Genomic DNA, 19,956 nt, shown 5'->3' with positions numbered 1-19,956 from the left:
TTACCTCTATATTTTTGCAACTAAACCTGCAAATTTTTCATAATTGACCGCAGCGCCGTCATCTAAATCAATCACTATTTGCTGGTCTGCCATATGATGGAGGAGCTCATCATAAACTTTACATTCTTCAATTTTCTTATCTAGCAGCTTTAATTCCTTTTTGGCACTGCTAATTTCCTTGGCTGAATAATCTCCTTCAATAATATGCAGCAAATCCTTTTTCTCAGCATCAAGGCGAACCTGATATTGGTGTAAGTAGTCCATTCTTATACGGGATAAGGTTGTTTTATCATAGCGGTGCATATAAACCAAACAGTTGAACGCCTTTTGTTTACCAGAAGTAAACAGCCAATAGATCGGCCTTTTTTTGTAGATTTGAAGATGATCCTTATAGAAATCATTTAAGAAATACCGTAAGATCGTTTCTTTTGCCGTTTCCCCCTTTTTCTTACCAAGGGTGTCTGCAATAAAGTCAAGGTTTTCAGCTAATGTATCTTCACCAAACGTTACCTCTATAAACATGATCAATTTAGATAGGAGATCATCCTCAAAATAAGCATTTGTCAGGATCGGAATAATATTGTCCTCATCAGCTTTAAAGGATTGAGATGGATAGGGATCAAATTTACCGCCAGCAAACATAAGACCTTCTTCATCTAATGAATATCTTCCAAACGAGCACCCCAAAGCATAAGATAAGAAGCTTTTCACATCCCGCACTACATCAGCCTTGCGGACAGTTACATCATTTTCATCCAGCTCATACGCCAAATCTGACTGCAACCCATAGATGTCAATAAAAATCCTGTTCAATTCTTCTTCTTTCGTTTTTATTTCAGCAAAGGTATCATTTGAAAATTTCCCCCAATTGTCATAAGACTCTTTTAGTGTACTTGCATCTTTTTTATACCTTAAAAAAGGATGTTTTTTAAAATCCCATGAAATTTCATATTGGTTCCATTCCTCTTCCGAAGCAGCAATCAATTCTTTCACAATTTTATTGATCTGACTTGTTTTTGTTTCATCAAAGATGATTGGAATTTTAGAGACGGAACTGATTTGAATGGCTAATGTCGAGTTAATAATCCTTACAAAATAATCGGCAAGTTTACTGCATAAGAAACCTAATAGGTATAATTGTTTATCATCATCAGCAAAAAGCATGGATCCATTTGAATCAAAGATAAATCCTTTCGGAAGATAGCGGACACCAAAGTGGGAACTGCTAATCCTGGACCATGTGATACCACTTTTGAAATAGTACTGCTCATTACTTATTTTCCAGCCTAAATTATCTCCTAATTGGGGATAAACCAATCTTGTGTTTTCTTTGATTTCGTACCCATTATTCCCCCAATTGACAACATACTCATTATTGCCGTACCATTTTCTGAATTCCCCGCCCTTGCAATAAGGAATCCATTTTATATTCGAGTTGATCGTTCCTTCGGCCGATTTGAGAGAGACTCCCATTTTATTCCACTCTATTTCATGCCAATAGCGAAGAAATCTTTTATTATCACCCGTCCTCATGCCAAAACAAGCTGTCGCATAATGTTCTAATGATTTATTTTCCATAAATATATTGCTTACATTCTCACTGACCCAAAAGGCAATTGGATTCCCTAGTATTTTTTTAAAATTGTCCTGACGGTAGGAGTATCGATAAGGTACATGAGGGTTTTGAACTGCCTCCAATGTTTTGATTGGCTGGCTCTGCGCCCCTTTAAAATTTGAAAGCCTTATATATTCTCCGTTTAAGGAGCAAGTATAATTGCGTAACGTAAACGTGCAGATTGGGACTGTTGCTTCCTCAAATGCAGAATACTCTAATTGAATAAAACTGCTAATCGTTCGTTGGTCAATCACTTTTTGTCTTAATTTTTCGTAAGAGGATATAAACATCCACACAAATGGTGTCATAAAACCAATTAGACCATATTCTTTTGTGGCACTAAAACTGTATTCCATAAACGCTGAAAACAAATCAGACTTTACATCCGAATAATGCTTGCTTAAAAAATCAGCTGCTTCTTTGTTCAAATAGTTATTTCCGACATATGGGGGATTGGATACGAAAATGTCATATTTTTTAGCCATGATGGATGCCTGCTTTAAAAGACAATCCATCAATTGAACTAATCTCTCTTTCTTCTCAAAGTCAAATAAATCAGTTGAAGGAATATTTTTAAGGTGTTTGATTCGATTTTCAATAAAATCATAGTCGGTTATATCCACTTTTATCAAAGAACCGATTGTTTTTGCATCACGAAATTGATTGATAAAACCTTTTACTTTATCATAATTTTCGTCGCTATGGTCCCCAGCTATATACGAAATGTCCTCTTCCCCAATCTCATTCGATTGCTGAATCGAAACCAGGTTCAGTTCTAAGCCTTCCCTTTCAATACTCCTAAAGAAACGGCCGTTGTATTCCAATGCTTTCATAACTACTGAAAAACAAGCCAATTGATAGGCCCGATCATCAATATCTAATCCATAAAGATTATTTTCTAAAATAAGCCTTGGAATCTCCCTTTCCATGTATCCGCACTTGCTGTATATTTCATAAAGGATATCGAACATATATACTAAGATATGCCCACTGCCCATGGCCGGATCAAAACATTTTATGTCCTCTGCCTTAAGTTCTTTGTTTATATACGGAGCCAGTTTTTCCGCAAAATCTTCTTCCTGATTTTCGAGATAAAATTCCCAATCTTTTAAAAGCTCCCGATGTTCAGGATGTGATTCGATCCAATAACGTCCCAAGGAATTTTGGACCATGTATCGGACAATCCAGTCTGGTGTGAAAAGCTGTGTGGCAAACGGAATTTCTTCGGTTTTATATTTCTTTTTTGCCTTAATAACCCGATCTTTCTCTTCAGCTATGTAATATTGGTAAAGCCAGCCGATCACTTCAACCTTCTGCCAATTATCTTCTGGAATCAATTCGGTATCAACCATTTGGTGCAGGAAGGATTCTTTTGCCAACATTCCTTCTGGAAAAAGAATTTCGGTATAATCGTCAATGGTTTCAAACATAAACGGAAGAAAACGATTCAAATCGTTACAATGTTTGATCAATAGATATTTGAATAACTCTTCCGTTTTATTGTTTAATTTCAGATCGTACACATATTCCTGGTCGATCTCTAAATCCAATTCAAATACCTTGTTTAACATGTCTGGCTCAGCACTATTTGGATTTGATGAAGATAGTACCCGCATTCCTGTTGGAAGAAAATCATTCACCTCCATATACCGTAAGGCAGTAAAGCGGTTAAACCATGTATAGGCAACTTCCTCCAACACTTGGTTAAAACCCAATTGATGGATACGTGCGATCAAATTGTCCCTTTGATTTTTTTCTTCTTTTGAAAGCGGTTTGCCATCGATAAAGATGGCGTACGAACTTTCAATTTCCGCTTTCTGAATGTTATGTTCAACAATTCCAAGTTTTAAAGCTCTGGATTCAATTTTTTTCAATAATTCTTTTCTTGCACTTGTTGCGAAGTTTTTCAAAGCTGATCTATTCATCCCAACATCTCCTGCTTACGCTATAATTCAATTCTATATTCGCTATTATTTTAAATTAAATTTTATCTAGTCTTATTTTATTTTTACTTCACTAACATTGTAAAGGATTGTGAAGAGAAGGAGAAAGGGTTTAACGATTAAATTGTGAAGGATTTCTTCCTCTTTTTTTAATGAATACAAAACTGTCACAATAGGCTGCTTTAAAAAAATTTCTTCCCAACGTAAAATTATTGGTATAAGATATTTAAATGTAAAATATAAAAAAAATAAATACAGTTGGAGAAATCAATGTCATGAATTTTAAAAAATTAGAGGCATTTATTTCAGTTTTGGAAAAGAGAAGTTTCTCAGAAGCAGCGGCAGCCTTAAAAAGTTCCCAGCCTGCCATCAGCATAAAGATTAAAAGCCTGGAAGAAGAACTTGGGATCGAACTTCTAGACAGAGGTCGTTCAGGAGTACATCCCACAAGGGCAGGGATCCTAGTTTATCAGACTGCTAAAGAAATCATGGGGCGATGGGGACAGCTGGAAGATGATTTGCTTGGTTTCCAGGATACATTAACTGGAACTTTAACCATTGGTGCCAGCACAATTCCAGGTACATACCTAATACCAGGCTGGATAAAGAAATTTCGAACCCTTTATCCTAAAGTGGACGTCAAAATTGAAATTAATGATTCTAGAAAAGTTTTAAATAACTTAATTGATCACCAAATTGACGTCGGTATTGTCGGATTACATCAACAATCAGCCAAAATGATCACAAAGGTGGTTGCCTCCGATTCTCTGGTCTTGATTGTTCCAGTCGAGCATGAGATCCCTCAATCAAGTCATTTGGATTTTAACCTTTTAAAAAAATATGATTTGGTTTTAAGAGAAGAAGGTTCAGGTACTAGAAAGGAAATGGAGGAATATCTGGAAATAAACGGATCTTCGCTTGCCGATTTCAATTCTTCTATATCCATCGGCAGCAGCGAGGCTGTCATTTCTGCGGTAGAGGCTGGCCTGGGAATTAGTTTTATTTCAAAACTTGCTGCTGTGCCTGCAGTGAAAGCAAATCGGGTCAAGATGATTGAAACATTAAAACCTTATCAACGAAACTTTTACTTTTCCACACTTTCCGAGTCAGAAAACCGTCCAATCATTCGGGAATTTACTAATTTTCTAGCAAAAGGACAAATGTCAATATAAAAGCCAACAATTTGTTTTTTACTTATTTATATTTAGAACCACTACATTAAAAAAATGAATTTTAGGAGGTTTAACAAAGTGGCTCAACTTCATAATTCTTTACCAGCAACACAGTCTAATTCGAAAAAAACAGCATTGTTTGCCGCTCTGTTTTTAATCATTGCTGCAGCTGGATTATGGTATGTTAAATGGTTTCCCTATTACAATAAATCTATTCTTGCATCAACTACCCATTCGATTGGAGCATCCATCTTAGGGAGCAAAAATAATTTGCCATCTGCTTCCTGGTCAAGTGCATGGGCCTATGCCCTCACCTACTTTACTGCTGTTTGGAAAGCAGCTGTACTCGGAATTCTACTTGGTTCATTGCTGCAAGTATTGCTGCCAACCAATTGGTTGTTAAAAGCTTTAGGAAAAACTTCGTTTGGCAGTACTGCCGTTGCCGGGCTCGCTGCTATTCCTGGTATGATGTGCACCTGCTGTGCTGCTCCAATGGCAGTTGGTTTACGTAAAAAGAATGTATCTGTTGGTGCTACCCTTGCATTTTGGTTAGGAAATCCAACCATTAATCCTGCAACATTGATTTTTATGACTTTCGTTTTATCATGGAAGTTTACGCTTCTCCGTTTGATCTTTGGTATTATTTTAACTTTTGGGGTAAGTTACCTTGCTAATCGTTTTGCACCTGAGGTAAAGCCGGTTGATATCGATAAAATAATTGAAAAAGCAGAGTCAGAGGCCTCCGGCTCATTCGCTTCAAGATGGATGAAATCCATGGGAAGCATGATCTTGTATATTGTCCCTGCTTATGTTCTTTCTGTCCTGCTTATGGGAGCCGTTCGTGTTTGGCTATTCCCGCACATCGGTGAGACGGCAGCTAATAGTTTAATAGCTGTAATCGGTTTTGCCATCGCTGGGATGCTATTCGTTATTCCAACAGCTGCAGAAATTCCAATCATCCAAACGTTCATGTCCTTTGGACTTGGTGGAGGTCCAGCTGCAGCATTATTAATTACACTGCCATCGGTAAGCCTTCCATCCTTAATCATTGTGGCAAGATCTTTCCCTAAAAAGGTATTGTTCTTTGTCGCAGGATCTGTAGTGGTCTTAGGAATTATAAGCGGTCTTGTTGGAATGCTTATTCTTTAAATAAAAAACGATTCTTTCCTCGGGAAGAATCGTTTTTTTTATTTCTATCTGTCGTCAAATAGAAAAAGAGCAGCTTGCAAGTAGCTCTCTTTGTTAAACCATTTAAGATAATTGTAATTTTTTCGAATGTTTATCTTCTATTTTTACCTCGATCTTTTCTAGTTCTCTAAGATCTTCTTGAATTTGCAGTTTATTATTTATAACCAATTCCTTAAAGCTTGGGATTCGTTTTTTCATTTGGTTCTCCACCTTTCCATATTTTTATTATAACTAAAGTGTAAACGCTTTAATCACTAGAGTTATTACAATTAATTGAACCTTTATGATTCCTTATATCTTCTTAAATATTAAATTGGAACATTTTTGGTAATTAAATTATTAAGAGTTCTATATTATTATAAATTTATAAATAAAAAATAAGATTGATAAAGATCAACATTTTGATTATGTAGATCATTTTTATGTAAGTGTTTTCCTCAAGGGAAAAAAGTGAAAATCCATCTTTTTTTGGGGGTTTTTTATGTCCAAGAAATTCATATCATCATTGTTAACTTGCTCAATCGTGCTATCTGGAATTTTTTCAGTATCTTTCTTTGCTCCCCAAAAAGCAAACGCATCTAAATACAATAATTTAACACAGCTCCCATTTATGGGCTGGAGCAGTTGGAGTTCGATTCGAAAAAACCCAACGGAGGAAAGCCTCAAAAAGGCTGCAGATATTCTTGCCGAAAAATTTAAGTCCCATGGGTATCAATATGTCAATTTGGATGATTTTTATCAGCTTGATTGGACAACAACTGTAGACCATTATGGCAGATGGGTTGTTGATCCCAAGAAATTCCCACACGGTATGAAATCCTTAGGAGATTACATCCATAAAAAGGGATTGAAATTTGGTCTTTACGTCACTCCGGGAATTCCTAAAGCGGCTGTTGATCGCAATACGCCGATTGAAGGCACAACGTATCATACAAAGGATATAGCGGACCTAAGTAAAGGACAAGAAAGAAGTTATAACTTTCAAAATATGTATTACATTGATTATTCGAAGCCTGGGGCACAAGAATTTATCGATTCTTGGGCAAAGCTGCTTGCTTCCTATGGGGTGGATTATCTAAAAATTGATGGGGTTGGGACATGGGATATTCCCGATATCAAGGCATGGGCAAAGGCATTAAAGAATACAAGAAGACCGATCCATTTGGAGTTATCCAATAACCTGGATATTAAATCTGTTTCTACCTGGAAGGATCTATCCAACGGCTGGCGGACAAGCCGCGACGTTGAAAGCTATGGAAAGGAAACAATCACTGATTGGGACCATGTTTCTAAAAGGTTCGCACAAGCAGCAAACTGGCAGCGCTATGCAGGACCAGGCGGTTGGAATGACTTTGACTCACTTAATGTGGCAAACGGAAACCTGGATGGTTTAACAGATGAGGAAAAACGCTCATATGTGTCTTTATGGGCGATCGCCGCATCTCATTTTGTAATTGGAAGCAGCCTGACAAATCTGGACAATTACGGAGTCAGCCTTCTTACAAATGATGAAATTATTGCCGCAGACCAAAGTGGTGTTGTAGGCAAACGGTTATCACGCACATCCACATCACAGATTTTCTATCAACATCTTTCGGATGGATCTTACAATATTGGTCTCTTCAATACCGGCCCGTCCAAAGAAACGGTAAGCATCAAATGGACTGCATTGGCCATTAACGGTTCTGCCATGGTGCATGATATGTGGAACCATCAAGATCTAGGAAGTTTTGATTCAGGATTCAAGACCAGTCTCTCCACACATGATTCCCGAATGGTTCATGTGATTCCGACATCATCCCTTTCAATTTCGCCAATAAGCGGCGCAACTGATGTTAATCCTTCTCAGGTTTCGTTTAACTGGAGTTCCTACTCCACTGTGGAGGGCTATCATGTTATGATCGCTGCAGATCCAAGCTTTAAAAAGATCATCTTTAATCAAATAGTTTCTACACCGAAAATCGTTGTCAAAAACTTAAACACGGATACTCGCTACTATTGGAAAGTAGCTTCCATATCTTCTAGAAGCGAGAAATTGATCGGGATCTATTCCTTTCATACAAAAATGAGCACTACTCCAGCGGCTCCTGACTGGGTTTTGACAGAAAGGAAAGACAAAGATTCCGTATCACTTACCTGGAACCCTACACTAGGATCAGCTTCTTATACCGTTTACCGCAAAAAGGTTAATATTTTTGTCTCAAATGGCAGTTACACACCCATTGCTTCAAATTTAATGAACCCATTTTTTGTGGATAAAACAGCTACACACCAAAATGGCGTAAAATATGCATATATCGTAACCGCAAAGAATTCAATAGGTGAAAGTAAAAAGTCTTTTGAGGCACAGATAGACGACCAATTAACTGCCGAGACAGCAGCTTTTCTTTCTTTGTTTATTACTATAATAGTCTTTTCAATTATCTTTATTACTGGCAGGAACAAATCAAAATACACTACGCCAGTCTAATTAAAAAAGGCGAAAAACTTGAAGAACAATTCTTCAAGTTTTTCATTTTTTCCATATTATGTTCCGCAAAAAGTACGGTAAGGGCGGGATGATGGCTCAGGCAGTGAAGTGTATTCATCCTGTTCAGGAGCATAGGCGTACGGTGCAGAAAGGATTTCAAGCAGTTTTTCTATCACGCTAAAGTCATCTCTTTCCACTGCTGCCTCCAGTGCAGCTTCAACCCGATGGTTGCGAGGAATAACCGCAGGGTTGCTTTTTTGCATCAACTGCTTTGATGATTCTTTCGTTTCTTGCTGTCTCCCCAGCCTTGCGTGCCATTTTTCATGCCACTTTATTAATCCTGGGGTTCCCGCCAAGATCGTTTCCTCAAATTTATCTAAAGTTAAGGCCCGAAAAGTATTGGTATAGTCGGCCTGATACTTCTGCATCAAATTGAGGAGTTCTTCGATAAGAGATCGGTCCTCTTCCTCTTCGTTAAAAATTCCGAGCTTTGCTCTCATACCTGCCAGCCAATAGCTTTGATACAAATCCGAATAGCCTGAAATAGCATCTTGAGCTAATTTGACGGCGGTCTCTTCATTTTCATCAAGCAGCGGCAGCAGCGTTTCTGCAAACCGTGCCAGATTCCATCCTGCGATATAGGGCTGATTGCCATAAGCATAGCGGCCTTGCCTATCAATTGAACTAAATACTGTTGCCGGATCATAGGTGTCCATAAATGCACATGGACCATAATCAATCGTTTCTCCGCTAATGGCCATGTTGTCGGTATTCATAACACCATGAATAAATCCAACTAATTGCCATTTCGAAACTAGGGAGGCCTGACGCTTAATTACTTCCATGAGGAGTGCAAGGTATCGATTTTCACTTCCTTCAACCTTCGGATAATGGCGATTGATTGTATAGTCAGCGAGGATGCGCAGCTCCTCAACCGTGCACCAATTGGCCACGTATTGAAAGGTCCCAACACGAATATGACTAGCAGCCACACGGGTGAGAATGGCACCAGCCAGTTCTGTTTCACGGAAGACAGATTCGCCTGTTGACACAACTGCTAAGCTGCGGGTGGTTGGAATCCCAAGCGCATTTATTGCCTCGCTAATGATGTACTCACGTAGCATTGGTCCAAGTGCCGCGCGGCCATCGCCACCTCGGGAGTATGGAGTTCTGCCTGAACCTTTGAGCTGAATATCTACTCGTTCCCCTTGAGGGGTAATCTGTTCTCCAAGCAAAATAGCGCGGCCATCCCCTAACATGGTAAAGTGCCCAAACTGATGCGCTGCATATGCTTGAGCAAGAGGTTCAGCACCTTCAGGTATTAGGTTGCCGGCAAGAATCGCAATGCCATTCTCACTTTTCAGCATATCGACATTCAACCCTAGGGATTCAGCAAACGGGACATTAAGCTTGATTAATGTCGGCGTATCTACTGGGTTCGGGTTTTGCCTTGTAAAAAAGGTTTTTGGCAAATGGGCATAGCTGTTATTAAAATTCCAGCCTGTTTCATTTTTTGTTGTCATTTGGTCTCCTTTCAACTCTTTTCTAGCTGTTCTTCAATGCTGCCAATGGTAAAAAAACAATTTAATTTTTCTACCACTGCACCCTGTTTTTCACTGAGTTCAGGCATAAAAATCACTTATTTTTTCCATTGCTCCCTGCTTTTTGTTGACCATGGTCAGAATTATCTATTTTTTCTCCCCCAACTCTCTATTTTTTGCCAAGCACAGGCATAATTAACACATAGTGTGAATGAAATGAGTTTTATCTTTTGTAAACATTATAATCACTTTTTTAATAGGAATCATAATTTAAACATCTTCCCAGGCTTTACTAGTGTCTTCCTCTGGAATTTTCCTATTCTTCGGAACAAAAAATCCCCCAAACGATTCGTTTGAGGGTAAAAACGGCCTTACTTAGATTCTGTCTTATCTTTAATGGGTTCTCCTGTATTTCCATCAAGGAAAAGCTTTTGCGTGTGCGGTCCCTTTGTAAAATCAAACATATTTTCAATGCTGCCTGCCTGCGCATCAAGAGAAGTACCGCCAATACGCCCCAAATTCCAGTTATCTTCAATAAACTTAAGGATGGATGTTTGGTCCGTTAGCTTGTGGTCAACAAAATTACTCTTAGCATATGGAGAGATGACTAATAGCGGCAATCTTGGGCCATAACCAGCCTTTCCTGACTCAATCGGTTGACCGTTGTTTGTTGCTAGAGCATGGTCATACCAGCCATCAGAATCATCATAAGAAATAATGACTGCTGTATCTTTCCACTCAGGCGTTTTTTGAAGCTTATTAATCGTGTCAACAATAAATTTTTGTTCGTCGATTGGATCTGAGTAGCCTGCATGGCCATCTTGAGCCATCGGTGCTTTAAGATAGCTAACACTTGGCATATTTCCATTGTCTACAGCTGTCCAGAAATTGTTCATATCATACTGGTGATTGGCTTGGTCCTGACTACCAATCATATCTGCAGAACTTGGAGCCTTATGGTTTGGATTTGCTGTTGACTTATAATATTCGAATGGCTGATGGTGCGGGCTATAATCTGTTACTTGTGCTCCGCTAATATTGGCAGTCTTATGAGTAGGATCTGCAAAACCACCTTGGAACCAGCCCCAAGTAATACCTTTAGCATTTAGAAGATCACCGACGTTTTTATTTGAGTCATCCATCGCAACAGTAGCTCCTGTAGAAGCCTTATCATAATATGGGTTTGGATCACCTGTAACGGTCCTATTTTCATACTCATTCAAGACATCGTTAGTTTCTTTTTGACCGTTCTTATCATACAATGTTGCCCCATGAGTTTCACCAGAAATCAAATTTAAGGCACCTGGTGTGGACGGACCAAAAACAGTTCCATAGGAATTATCGCTCATCGCAAAGTTTTGTGCATAGTTCCAAAGAGCAGTTACAGTATTTCCATCATAATAATTCATCACGATTTTGGGATCACTGCCTCGTCCGACTGTCTCAACAAACTTATCCATTTTTCCTCCATCGACCGCAGCAATTTCATCATGGTAACTGTGGTCCATATCGGCTGTCATGGCTTGGGAACGATCCAGGCGGACAGGATTTGCGGCATTTGGATTATTCGTTATTAGATTACTTTTTTCAATACCTGATTGTGTATTGTTGTAATCTTTTGGAGTTAATAAATTATTTACCACTGGGGTATTTTCTTTCGCCGTAAATTTAGGCTCGCCTTTAATGTTTAAGGCATATGGATATGTACCGAAGTAATGATCGAATGAAACATTTTCCCCAAAAATAACTACCACATGTTTGATTGGTGTCTTTGTTTGTACCTTTGATTTTTCAACATTCACACTCGCTTTTGCAGTAACCTGCGCATTAGCTTGGGAGTTAATGACAGGAGTTACCGCTAATAGTGTACCTAGTGCAGCTACACTCAAAACATTAATAACTTTTGCTGTTTTTTTACCATCCATAAAAACGCCTCCTAAGATGTTCTTCCTTTGCTCCTTTCATACTTTACAAGAGGAATGTAAATGTTATATGAATCTATGGTAAATCTTTTGCAAAATGTTTTTTATAAAAATATTACAAGAATGCAAACAGCTACCTCAATTTGGGTAGCCTCTTTGTTTACTATGATTTTTTTTCGATTGTTCCGTCCGCATGCTGGGCAAATCTTCCTGCGTTTTGCTCATTCACAGGGTCGAGACGTCCCCATGGCCAGCCGCCGAATTGTGTCCTTCGATATTCGTTAAAAGCATCATGAATTTGTTGCTCGGTATTCATGACAAACGGACCATACTGAGCGATAGGTTCTTGTATCGGCTCACCTTCAAGAACCAGCATATAACTATCCTTTGCTCCATTTGTAATCATAATTTCTTGATCCCCAGCAAGCTTTACCCGATGGGAAGTCTTAATCGTGGTTCCATCAACAATGATTTGCTCACCCCCATAGAAATATAAATTCCGATTCAATGTTTCGGAAATACTTGGGAGGGTGAAAGTTGCTTCTGGTTCCATATGAATCAGATAAATACCCACATGATGGTTTCTGTCTTTTGCCCATGAGGCAGCAGTTGGCTCCAAGCTGACTTCCCCATTCAATCTTCCTGCTATTAGTCTTACTGTCGTTTGCTTCCCATTTGAATTATTGGACTTTAATATTGGGATATCTTCAGCCCAAAGCATTTTATACTCTGGTTCAGCATATTTATCCTTTGCCGCAAGATTCAGCCAAATTTGGAAAAGGTGAAGCGGATTTCCTTTATCCTGATAGACCAGCGGGAACATTTCCGTGTGCTGGCATCCCCTTCCCGTTGTAAGCCACTGTACATCTCCATTCCCATAACGCCCTTTGGCACCCAATGAATCAAAATGATCCACAAATCCTTCAAGAACGACGGTTACGGTCTCGAATCCTCTGTGTGGATGTGCAGGAAATCCAGGTACCGTTGTCCCGTGATACATCCGAAAGCCGTCCTTTAATGTAAAATCCTCACCAAGGCTTCTTCCATCCAATGATGTATTCGGCCCTTGCTGCTCATTTCCTTGGGGATAAGCATCTTCATGATGCATAGTCACGAGAAACGGGTCTTCTGCCACCCATTGAAAACCTAACTTTTGTATAGCATGCACTTTCTTGTTTGTCATCGTTTTTACCTCCATTATTTCACCGAAAACCTTTATGTTTGGTCCTACAATGTGTCAGAATCTCCAACAATTATTCTCCACAAGTTTTTCCAAAGTTATAATTTTGACAACTCTGTGAAATCATACACAATAATATTGTAGATAGTCTAGGTTCGTGTTATATTAAGCATGTGAAGTGAATCACAACAAACATATACCCCTTTGTTTGATCGTGAAACTTTCTCCCATCCCCTTTGTTATTATATAAAAAGACCCTAAGCACCGTTTGCTGGGGTCTATTTTATGTCCAGCCTGATTCTTTCATCAGGAAATGCATTGTCACAAGGATTTTCCCTGTATCTAAATAATAACATACCTCTCTTATTTCTATAGTACAACAAGATCTATCTTATTAAGAATCTTCGTTGTAACGCTTTCTAGTTTCTTTCCAAAGAAAAAGGTATCCAAAACTGGATACCCATTTGTGACTTTGCTTTTCCTGAAGGAACAAGACTTTCACACGTAAGCATTGAACACGAATAATTGCGCTAGGACCATTTTAGCTGTTTCCTTTGGCAAAGTTCCCCATTGAAATGGATAAGCGATTCCAGCTGTTAATTTGATTGATCATGAAGACAAGATCGACATAATCCTTTTCATCAAAATATTCTCGAACCTGATTGTAAAGTTCATCTGGTATGCGCTTTGTTGGAATTAACGTGATATATTCACTTAATTTTAGGGCCGCTTTTTCTGCATCGGTATAGAAATCACAATCTTCCCATGCACTTACACAATACAATCGTTGTTCCGTCTCGCCCAGTTTTCGGGCATCAGCAGTATGCATATTAAGACAAAAGGCACAGCCATTTATTTGTGATACTCGAATCTTCACTAATTCGCGGAGCTTAAGGTCTATTTTTGTTGCTCCAAGGTATTTTTCCATATCCATCATAATTTTTAGGGCTTCAGGGGCTACATCATAATATTGAATGCGTAATTCCATTTCTGCTCCTCCTAGTTCAATTTGATTTTATTTTTGAATGCACACTTGTTATGTTTTGTGAAATAGCTTAATATAAACGGCACTTTCATATTTTTTATACAGAAATATTTTCTTTATGATTCCATGTTTCCCGAATTTGTTCTTGATGAAGGCAAGCTGGCCATTCTTTTAACGAAGGTTCGCAATTGTATTCTGTTACTGAAACACCTTTTTTCGATATATTTACTTTTAATGGACTAATATCAGCAGCCTTCCATGCTTCAAGCAGTTCTCGAATGTGGGCCTCTTCTTTTAGAAAGGCAATTCCACAGTCCCCTCCTCCTGCACCTGATGATTTACCACTGCCATATTCTTCAGCGAAGGTGCACAACGCTTTAAGCTTGGCCGTTTCAATCGGTAAGCCTGCACTTTCACCTAGATTCATTAGTGCAGCCCTATTTTGTTTCAAAAATGAAATAGCTGAGCTGCAATCATTGCTCTCAAAACTGTTGATTATACCGATAACAGAGCGTGAACTATCTTTTAGAAATTCACTGTATCCTTCCTCGTGGCATATACGATAATCTTGGACTCTCTTAATCATAGGTCCAGTTGACACCGCTTCTTTTGTCCAGCCAACTGCTAATTGAAGCAGAGATGGTGCCACTAATGGCCTGATCGATAAAAGAGGCCATTGCTTCTCAAGGAGGGTTGTCAGTTTTTCACCCTGTTCGATATTTTTCAATACCCAATCTGGCTTATAGGAAGTATAACCAAGCCAGCCGCCATAAACGGCGGCTGCAATATCTGCTCCAGAACCGTTTGTTTGCGTTCTTAAATGCGCAATGGCAGAAAGTTTAAAAATATGATCCAATGCAGGAGCTTTTTCCTCATCACCATACAAACTTAACATGGCTGAAATTACTGCTACCACCACAGCGGCACTTGATCCAAGTCCATATTTTTGACCTGTTACTGGATCATCGAGCTCACTTTTAATTGTTAAGCGAAAAGGCCGAATAGCGATTGAATTTTCTTGTAACCATTGGTTTACAACCAGGATTGAATTTTGGATAAATCGTAAACGTGAATCAGATGAGCTAAATTGAACTTGTTCATCACACGTTTCCCATGTAATAGTTTTCAAGCCTAACTGTGGCAGCGAAAGCTCGTTTTGGTTGTCTGGCTCGATATAGGCGGATACATAACGATCAACTGCAAGGACAACAGCGGGCTGATTCGGTTCGAGGACAGCATATTCTCCAGCAATCATCAATTTTCCTGGTACTTTTACACGATAGCTTGAGTAAGTCATTAATTATTCATCTCTTCTCAAAATATTTAAGAAAAAATTTCGGCTTCATGTAGGCGAGTTGCAGCCAACAATCCGAACTGAGAATGGTTTTATGGGATTGGCTCCCATAATGGTATAGATGAGAGCCGCAACACCAGCTGCAAGAATCATTCTGAAAATTAATGTGGAATTTTTATGAGAATTATTCTCAATAACAATTATCAAAATGAATCCAAACCTAGCATTTACTTTCACGAGTGTCAGGAAAATAAATGATTCCCGAACCTGGGTGACAAACAAAAACATGTTGCACCCCAGGCAGGATCGTTAGGGTTTCATAGACCCGTTGTTCGTCTTCGGGTAAACATAGTACCTTCACATTCGGGCCTGCATCAATTGTAAAATAAACTTGAATTCCCTCTAATCTTAGCTTTTGTATCCGCTGCATCACTTCCAGGGTTCCACTTTTCCAATAGATAATGGGTGGGGTAGCCCCAAACATTGTGGCATGCATCTTGAGGGCATTTGCTTCCACTATTTTGCCCAGCATTTCGAAGTTTCTTAACTTAATAGCTTCTTTTGCAATAGTCAAGTCCTGATCCACTGTATCTAGCCATCCAGGATAAAAAGGTGATGTCTCAACCGTACGTTTCATTCCCTCTCGGCTAGATATGATTTTCTGGTCAGATTCCACTAAAACTGAGAGAACACTTAAGGGCCATTCCTGCTCCGAAAGAATTGGTTTCGCAAAGGAATCTGTTCCATCTTCTTTGATTCCCTTTTGCCATTCAACAAATCCTCCATAAATAGAACGGCTGGCAGAGCCGGAACCTTGACGGGCCAGCACAGATAATTCCTGCTTATCCAAGTTCAATCGGAGTGCTTTTGCTGCAGCTGCTGCTAAAGCTGCAAAGCCTGATGCAGACGAGGCTAAACCAGCTGCTGTAGGTACTTTGTTGATTGATGTAACAATGGCTTTCAGGTTTTCTCCTACCATTTTTCTGAACCGATCAAGAAAAATGGATATCTTCAACGTATCGGTTTCGCCTGCAAGACAGCCATTCAGTAGAAAAATATCACTCGGCAAATCTTTGCAAAATTGAACGGTTGTGGTTGTGTAAAACTTATCTAATGTAATCGATAGACTGCTATTCATTGGTAAAAATAAAGTCTCATCCCGTTTTCCCCAATATTTAATGAGTGCAATATTGGTATTTGCTCTTGCTGTTGCTTTCATCGCCACTCCTCCTTTCACCAAAAATCTAGAGGTGTTGTTAATTTTATTTATGCTTAGTGTTATCGATTCTGTAGGATCTTTGGCGTGTATATATCCTAGATTCATATTTTTCTGTAGAAAAATACCAGGTTTTATCTGCACCTGACTTCATTAAGTGATCAGCTATCAGTTTGCCATGTTCAAGGTTTTGAGCAAGAGCGATCATACATCCTCCCCTGCCGCTTCCTGTTAATTTTGCACCTAATGCTCCAGTATTCCGTGCAGTCTCAATTAAACGATTAAGGCCATCATCCGTAACACCAAGATTCGTAAGCATTTCCTGATTCTTGTCTAGTAATTTACCCAGCAAATAGGAATTCCCATGCGAAAGAACATTCTTTGCCTCATGAGCAATATTACCAATCAATTTCATCGATTTTTGCATATTAATTGGATCTAAAAGTACTTTTTCCCGAACTTGTTCAACTGCCGAATGTGTATCAGAAATTCGCCCTGTATCTGCAACTACAATGTATAAGGGAGCTCCCGCAGTAAGTGGTTTCGCTTCTTTTCCTTTTTGAAACCAGATTGGAGAATCAGATGCTATTGCAGCCATATCAATTCCACTCGGATTTCCATGGGCATAGATTTCTGCAATTTGAACCAGGGAAGACAATTCCTTTTGTGAAGGGCTTTGTCCATAATAAGAAAAAAGGCTTCGTACAAGTGCGATCGCGATTGCCGCACTTGAACCTAATCCACGTCCCAGCGGTATCGTTGAATCGAGTCGAATGAGTATATCCTTCAAAGGCCTATCTAGATAATCTAGCGTTGCTTTTATACAAGCCTTGATTCCTTCCAGTTTTATTGGCATTTTGTCAATCGGCCCGGTATAATGTGGACTCTTAATCTTGATGGTTCCCGTTGACTGTTCAATTACCGACCTTACAGTAAGTGGGAATGGTATGGCAATCGCGGGCTGCCCATAAACAACTGCATGTTCTCCTATTAAAATTAATTTGCTATGTGCATATCCAATAGCTATTTTTGTAGATATTGTATTCATTTTGAGCCATCCTTTTTGAAGATTAGATAGAACATCAGAAGTTTTTTACAAGCTCACTTTACTCCATTGAGAATGATTATCACTTGATCTCGGTCAAGTTTTTTAAAAATTACTCAATATTTTTGCTTCATCATCCAAATCCAAAATGACCAAATTTAATTGAATATCGATAAGCTTTCGAAAGGATTCAATTTCATTTAAAGAGCCAAAGCCTCTTGAAACGTAATGCATGACACGAACCATATCTGGTGTTGACATTTCGATTAGATGTTTGAGGATCAGGTTGTTACTTATATGGTTGCAATCATAAATAACCGCTTTTGGAGGAGGGAGACAGAACCATATTTATGGGAAAGCTTTTTTTCCATTTGAAGTCGTTGACATTTTTTCATTTGTTTTTTTAAAAGATCATACTCCGATTGTGCAACTTTTAATTGATCCATATTCTGGCGTTTTTTTTCAGCGGCTTCATTCAATGAGATTTGTAACTCTTTGGATTCTCCTATTTTCACGAAGTCCCTACCCTGCTTATTTAAGGTAGGTTTAATATAGAATTCTGATGTTAATGAATAGGTCTCAAATATCTTAAGAAGGTTCGGATCCTGCTTTAAATTGGCGGTTGTAAGCCTCGCTACCTTTTGCAATAAGCCGCGATCATACAAATATTCATTTAAACCATGATAATTATATTGATACACTTTTTTTGGTATGAATTTTGCAACCAAGTTATAACCAATTTCAACCCTTTTTGCTTCATGATCAATTAGATTTTGATAGATATTTTTTTTAAGTGCATCCCTTTCTGCGGTTAGTTCCTTCAAATGCTTATATGAGCCGGTTTCAATAAATGTCTCCATAAGTTCGGCTGCGTTTTGCTTACTATTCATCACACTTCATCTCCAACAAAGCAAACTTTTCCGATAGTGCGAAACTTGCATTTTCACACGCTAAGTTGACCAATTCCTTTTTATAGCCTCGTTTAGAGTGAATTATATTAACATGGAGAGCCTGCTTTGCAAAATCTAATTTTATTACTATTGGTATCACGATTTCTTTCGGTTTCATATTCTCAGTCGCTGAATAAAACTGGTCAAGATATGCGAGGAACTCTATTTCTGGGTCATTCTCGATTGGAAACATTGAAACATCCCGTTCAATCATTTTCCCCTGGCGAATATGAAATACTTGAACACACATCCAATTATTTTCTACGGCATATCCAAATACATCCCTGTCTTTGTGATCTGCCGTTGTTACTTTTTGTTTTTCCATAATTGTTTGGATACTGGTAATTTGCTTGTAAAGTTCCTTTGCTTTTTCAAAGTCCAAGTTTTCAGCGGCATTTTTCATCTTCTTTGTCAATTCGTTTTGAATCACTTTATGTCCCCTATGAAAGAAACGAATGATCCTATCAATTGTAGCTTTGTATTCTTCTTCACTAACATCCCTAGCACATGGGCCTATGCATTGGCCAAGGTGATAATACAAGCAAGGCCGATTAGCTGATTTTGGACATCGTCTTAATGGATAAAGATGTTCAAGCAGTTTCTTTATCTCATTTGCTGATTGTACATTGGGATAAGGTCCAAAATACCTTCCTTTATCATTTTCCACGTTTCGAGTAATAATCAGGTGCGGGTGACGTTCATCTGTAATTTTCAGATAGGGATACGTTTTGTCATCCTTAAGCATGATATTAAATTTAGGATTGTTTTGTTTAATCAAATTCATTTCAAGAATGAGTGCTTCCGTATTGGAGGAAGTAATAATATAGTCAAAGTCTGCAATTTCATTTATGAGCTGCTGTGTTTTTCCTTCATGTGAACCAATAAAATAGGAGCGAACGCGATTTTTTAATACCTTTGCTTTTCCAATATAAATAATCGTTCCATTAAAGTCTTTCATGAGGTAGCATCCAGGCTGATCAGGAAGGATTCTTAGTTTCTTTTTTATTGCGGGGGTCATCACTTTCACATCCTGCATCAAGTTATTTCACCAAAGGTTTTCAATGAACGAAACCTTTCTTTACTATAGTCTGAGGTTACTTGATTGCAGAATATTTTCCATTGATATAGATCAATTATTAGATTGCATTTAGACCCTAAGCACCGTTTACTTAGGGCCTTTTCATTCAACTAAAGGATATTTTTTTAACTTAACTACAAGAAAGTAAGCTTACAGGAATCTTACAGATTTCAAATTAATTTCTTACAAAGAAACACAAAAGGGAATCCAAAATTTTAAATTCCCTTTTAATTTACATTTCATTTTTCTGGTCCTTCATATTCTTACAAATAACTCTCTAAAAATCCAAATTACACAAAAACTGGTAAATTATTCTTTACACTTTGAACAAGATATTTTATATTTAGGTTGTTCTGA

Annotated in this window: 13 protein-coding genes and 1 pseudogene; 3 read left to right on the top strand and 11 right to left on the bottom strand. The window is 38.4% G+C overall.

What is annotated here, in order from left to right; translation table 11 throughout:
* Positions 1 to 6 precede the first annotated feature (6 nt).
* The gene (gene pglX, locus RCG17_RS25200; RefSeq protein ID WP_308172755.1) at positions 7 to 3,540 is read right to left on the bottom strand and encodes a BREX-1 system adenine-specific DNA-methyltransferase PglX; all 3,534 of its coding nucleotides are present in this window, start codon (positions 3,538 to 3,540) and stop codon (positions 7 to 9) included.
* 293 nt (positions 3,541 to 3,833) lie between these two features.
* On the opposite strand from pglX, the gene RCG17_RS25195 reads away from it, so the two are divergent.
* Entirely contained in the window at positions 3,834 to 4,730 is an 897-nt protein-coding gene (locus tag RCG17_RS25195; protein ID WP_308172754.1) for a selenium metabolism-associated LysR family transcriptional regulator, read from the top strand.
* A gap of 78 nt (positions 4,731 to 4,808) precedes the next feature.
* The gene (locus RCG17_RS25190; protein WP_308172753.1) at positions 4,809 to 5,879 is read left to right on the top strand and encodes a permease; all 1,071 of its coding nucleotides are present in this window, start codon (positions 4,809 to 4,811) and stop codon (positions 5,877 to 5,879) included.
* Between the two features lie 102 nt (positions 5,880 to 5,981).
* Here RCG17_RS25190 and RCG17_RS25185 read toward each other — a convergent pair whose 3' ends face one another.
* Positions 5,982 to 6,116 (bottom strand): FbpB family small basic protein, encoded by a 135-nt coding sequence (locus RCG17_RS25185; RefSeq protein WP_308172752.1) that lies wholly within the window; start codon positions 6,114 to 6,116, stop codon positions 5,982 to 5,984.
* Between the two features lie 283 nt (positions 6,117 to 6,399).
* Between RCG17_RS25185 and RCG17_RS25180 the strand changes: the two genes are divergently transcribed.
* Positions 6,400 to 8,388 (top strand): alpha-galactosidase, encoded by a 1,989-nt coding sequence (locus RCG17_RS25180; RefSeq protein ID WP_308172751.1) that lies wholly within the window; start codon positions 6,400 to 6,402, stop codon positions 8,386 to 8,388.
* Positions 8,389 to 8,444: 56 nt separating this feature from the next.
* On the opposite strand, the gene RCG17_RS25175 is transcribed toward RCG17_RS25180, so the two are convergent.
* The 9 genes and pseudogenes from RCG17_RS25175 to uvrC all read right to left on the bottom strand — a co-directional run.
* Complete coding sequence (locus RCG17_RS25175) at positions 8,445 to 9,911, bottom strand: protein adenylyltransferase SelO (RefSeq protein ID WP_308172750.1); 1,467 nt, start codon at positions 9,909 to 9,911, stop codon at positions 8,445 to 8,447.
* A 389-nt stretch (positions 9,912 to 10,300) separates the two neighbouring features.
* A complete protein-coding gene (locus tag RCG17_RS25170; RefSeq protein WP_308172749.1) occupies positions 10,301 to 11,854 on the bottom strand; it encodes a phospholipase C in 1,554 nt (517 codons plus the stop codon).
* 160 nt (positions 11,855 to 12,014) lie between these two features.
* Complete coding sequence (locus RCG17_RS25165) at positions 12,015 to 13,034, bottom strand: pirin family protein (RefSeq protein ID WP_308172748.1); 1,020 nt, start codon at positions 13,032 to 13,034, stop codon at positions 12,015 to 12,017.
* A 538-nt stretch (positions 13,035 to 13,572) separates the two neighbouring features.
* Complete coding sequence (locus RCG17_RS25160; protein WP_308172747.1) at positions 13,573 to 14,019, bottom strand: carboxymuconolactone decarboxylase family protein; 447 nt, start codon at positions 14,017 to 14,019, stop codon at positions 13,573 to 13,575.
* A gap of 94 nt (positions 14,020 to 14,113) precedes the next feature.
* The gene (locus RCG17_RS25155; protein WP_308172746.1) at positions 14,114 to 15,313 is read right to left on the bottom strand and encodes a phosphomevalonate kinase; all 1,200 of its coding nucleotides are present in this window, start codon (positions 15,311 to 15,313) and stop codon (positions 14,114 to 14,116) included.
* Positions 15,314 to 15,530: 217 nt separating this feature from the next.
* The gene (mvaD, locus tag RCG17_RS25150) at positions 15,531 to 16,529 is read right to left on the bottom strand and encodes a diphosphomevalonate decarboxylase (RefSeq protein ID WP_308172745.1); all 999 of its coding nucleotides are present in this window, start codon (positions 16,527 to 16,529) and stop codon (positions 15,531 to 15,533) included.
* Between the two features lie 43 nt (positions 16,530 to 16,572).
* The gene (gene mvk, locus RCG17_RS25145) at positions 16,573 to 17,574 is read right to left on the bottom strand and encodes a mevalonate kinase (RefSeq protein ID WP_308172744.1); all 1,002 of its coding nucleotides are present in this window, start codon (positions 17,572 to 17,574) and stop codon (positions 16,573 to 16,575) included.
* Between the two features lie 290 nt (positions 17,575 to 17,864).
* Positions 17,865 to 18,461 carry a hypothetical protein gene (locus tag RCG17_RS25140; RefSeq protein WP_308172743.1) on the bottom strand — a complete coding sequence of 199 codons (597 nt, stop codon included), beginning with the start codon at positions 18,459 to 18,461 and terminating at the stop codon, positions 17,865 to 17,867.
* A gap of 10 nt (positions 18,462 to 18,471) precedes the next feature.
* Positions 18,472 to 19,539, bottom strand: a pseudogene (uvrC, locus tag RCG17_RS25135) (excinuclease ABC subunit UvrC); the annotation flags it as partial.
* Between the last annotated feature and the right edge of the window lie 417 nt (positions 19,540 to 19,956).

The organism is Neobacillus sp. PS3-12 (assembly GCF_030915385.1).
GTDB lineage: Bacteria > Bacillota > Bacilli > Bacillales > Cytobacillaceae > JAEVLT01.
The sequence above is the reverse complement of the archived record's forward strand: the minus strand, read 5'-3'. Positions and strand labels throughout refer to the sequence as shown.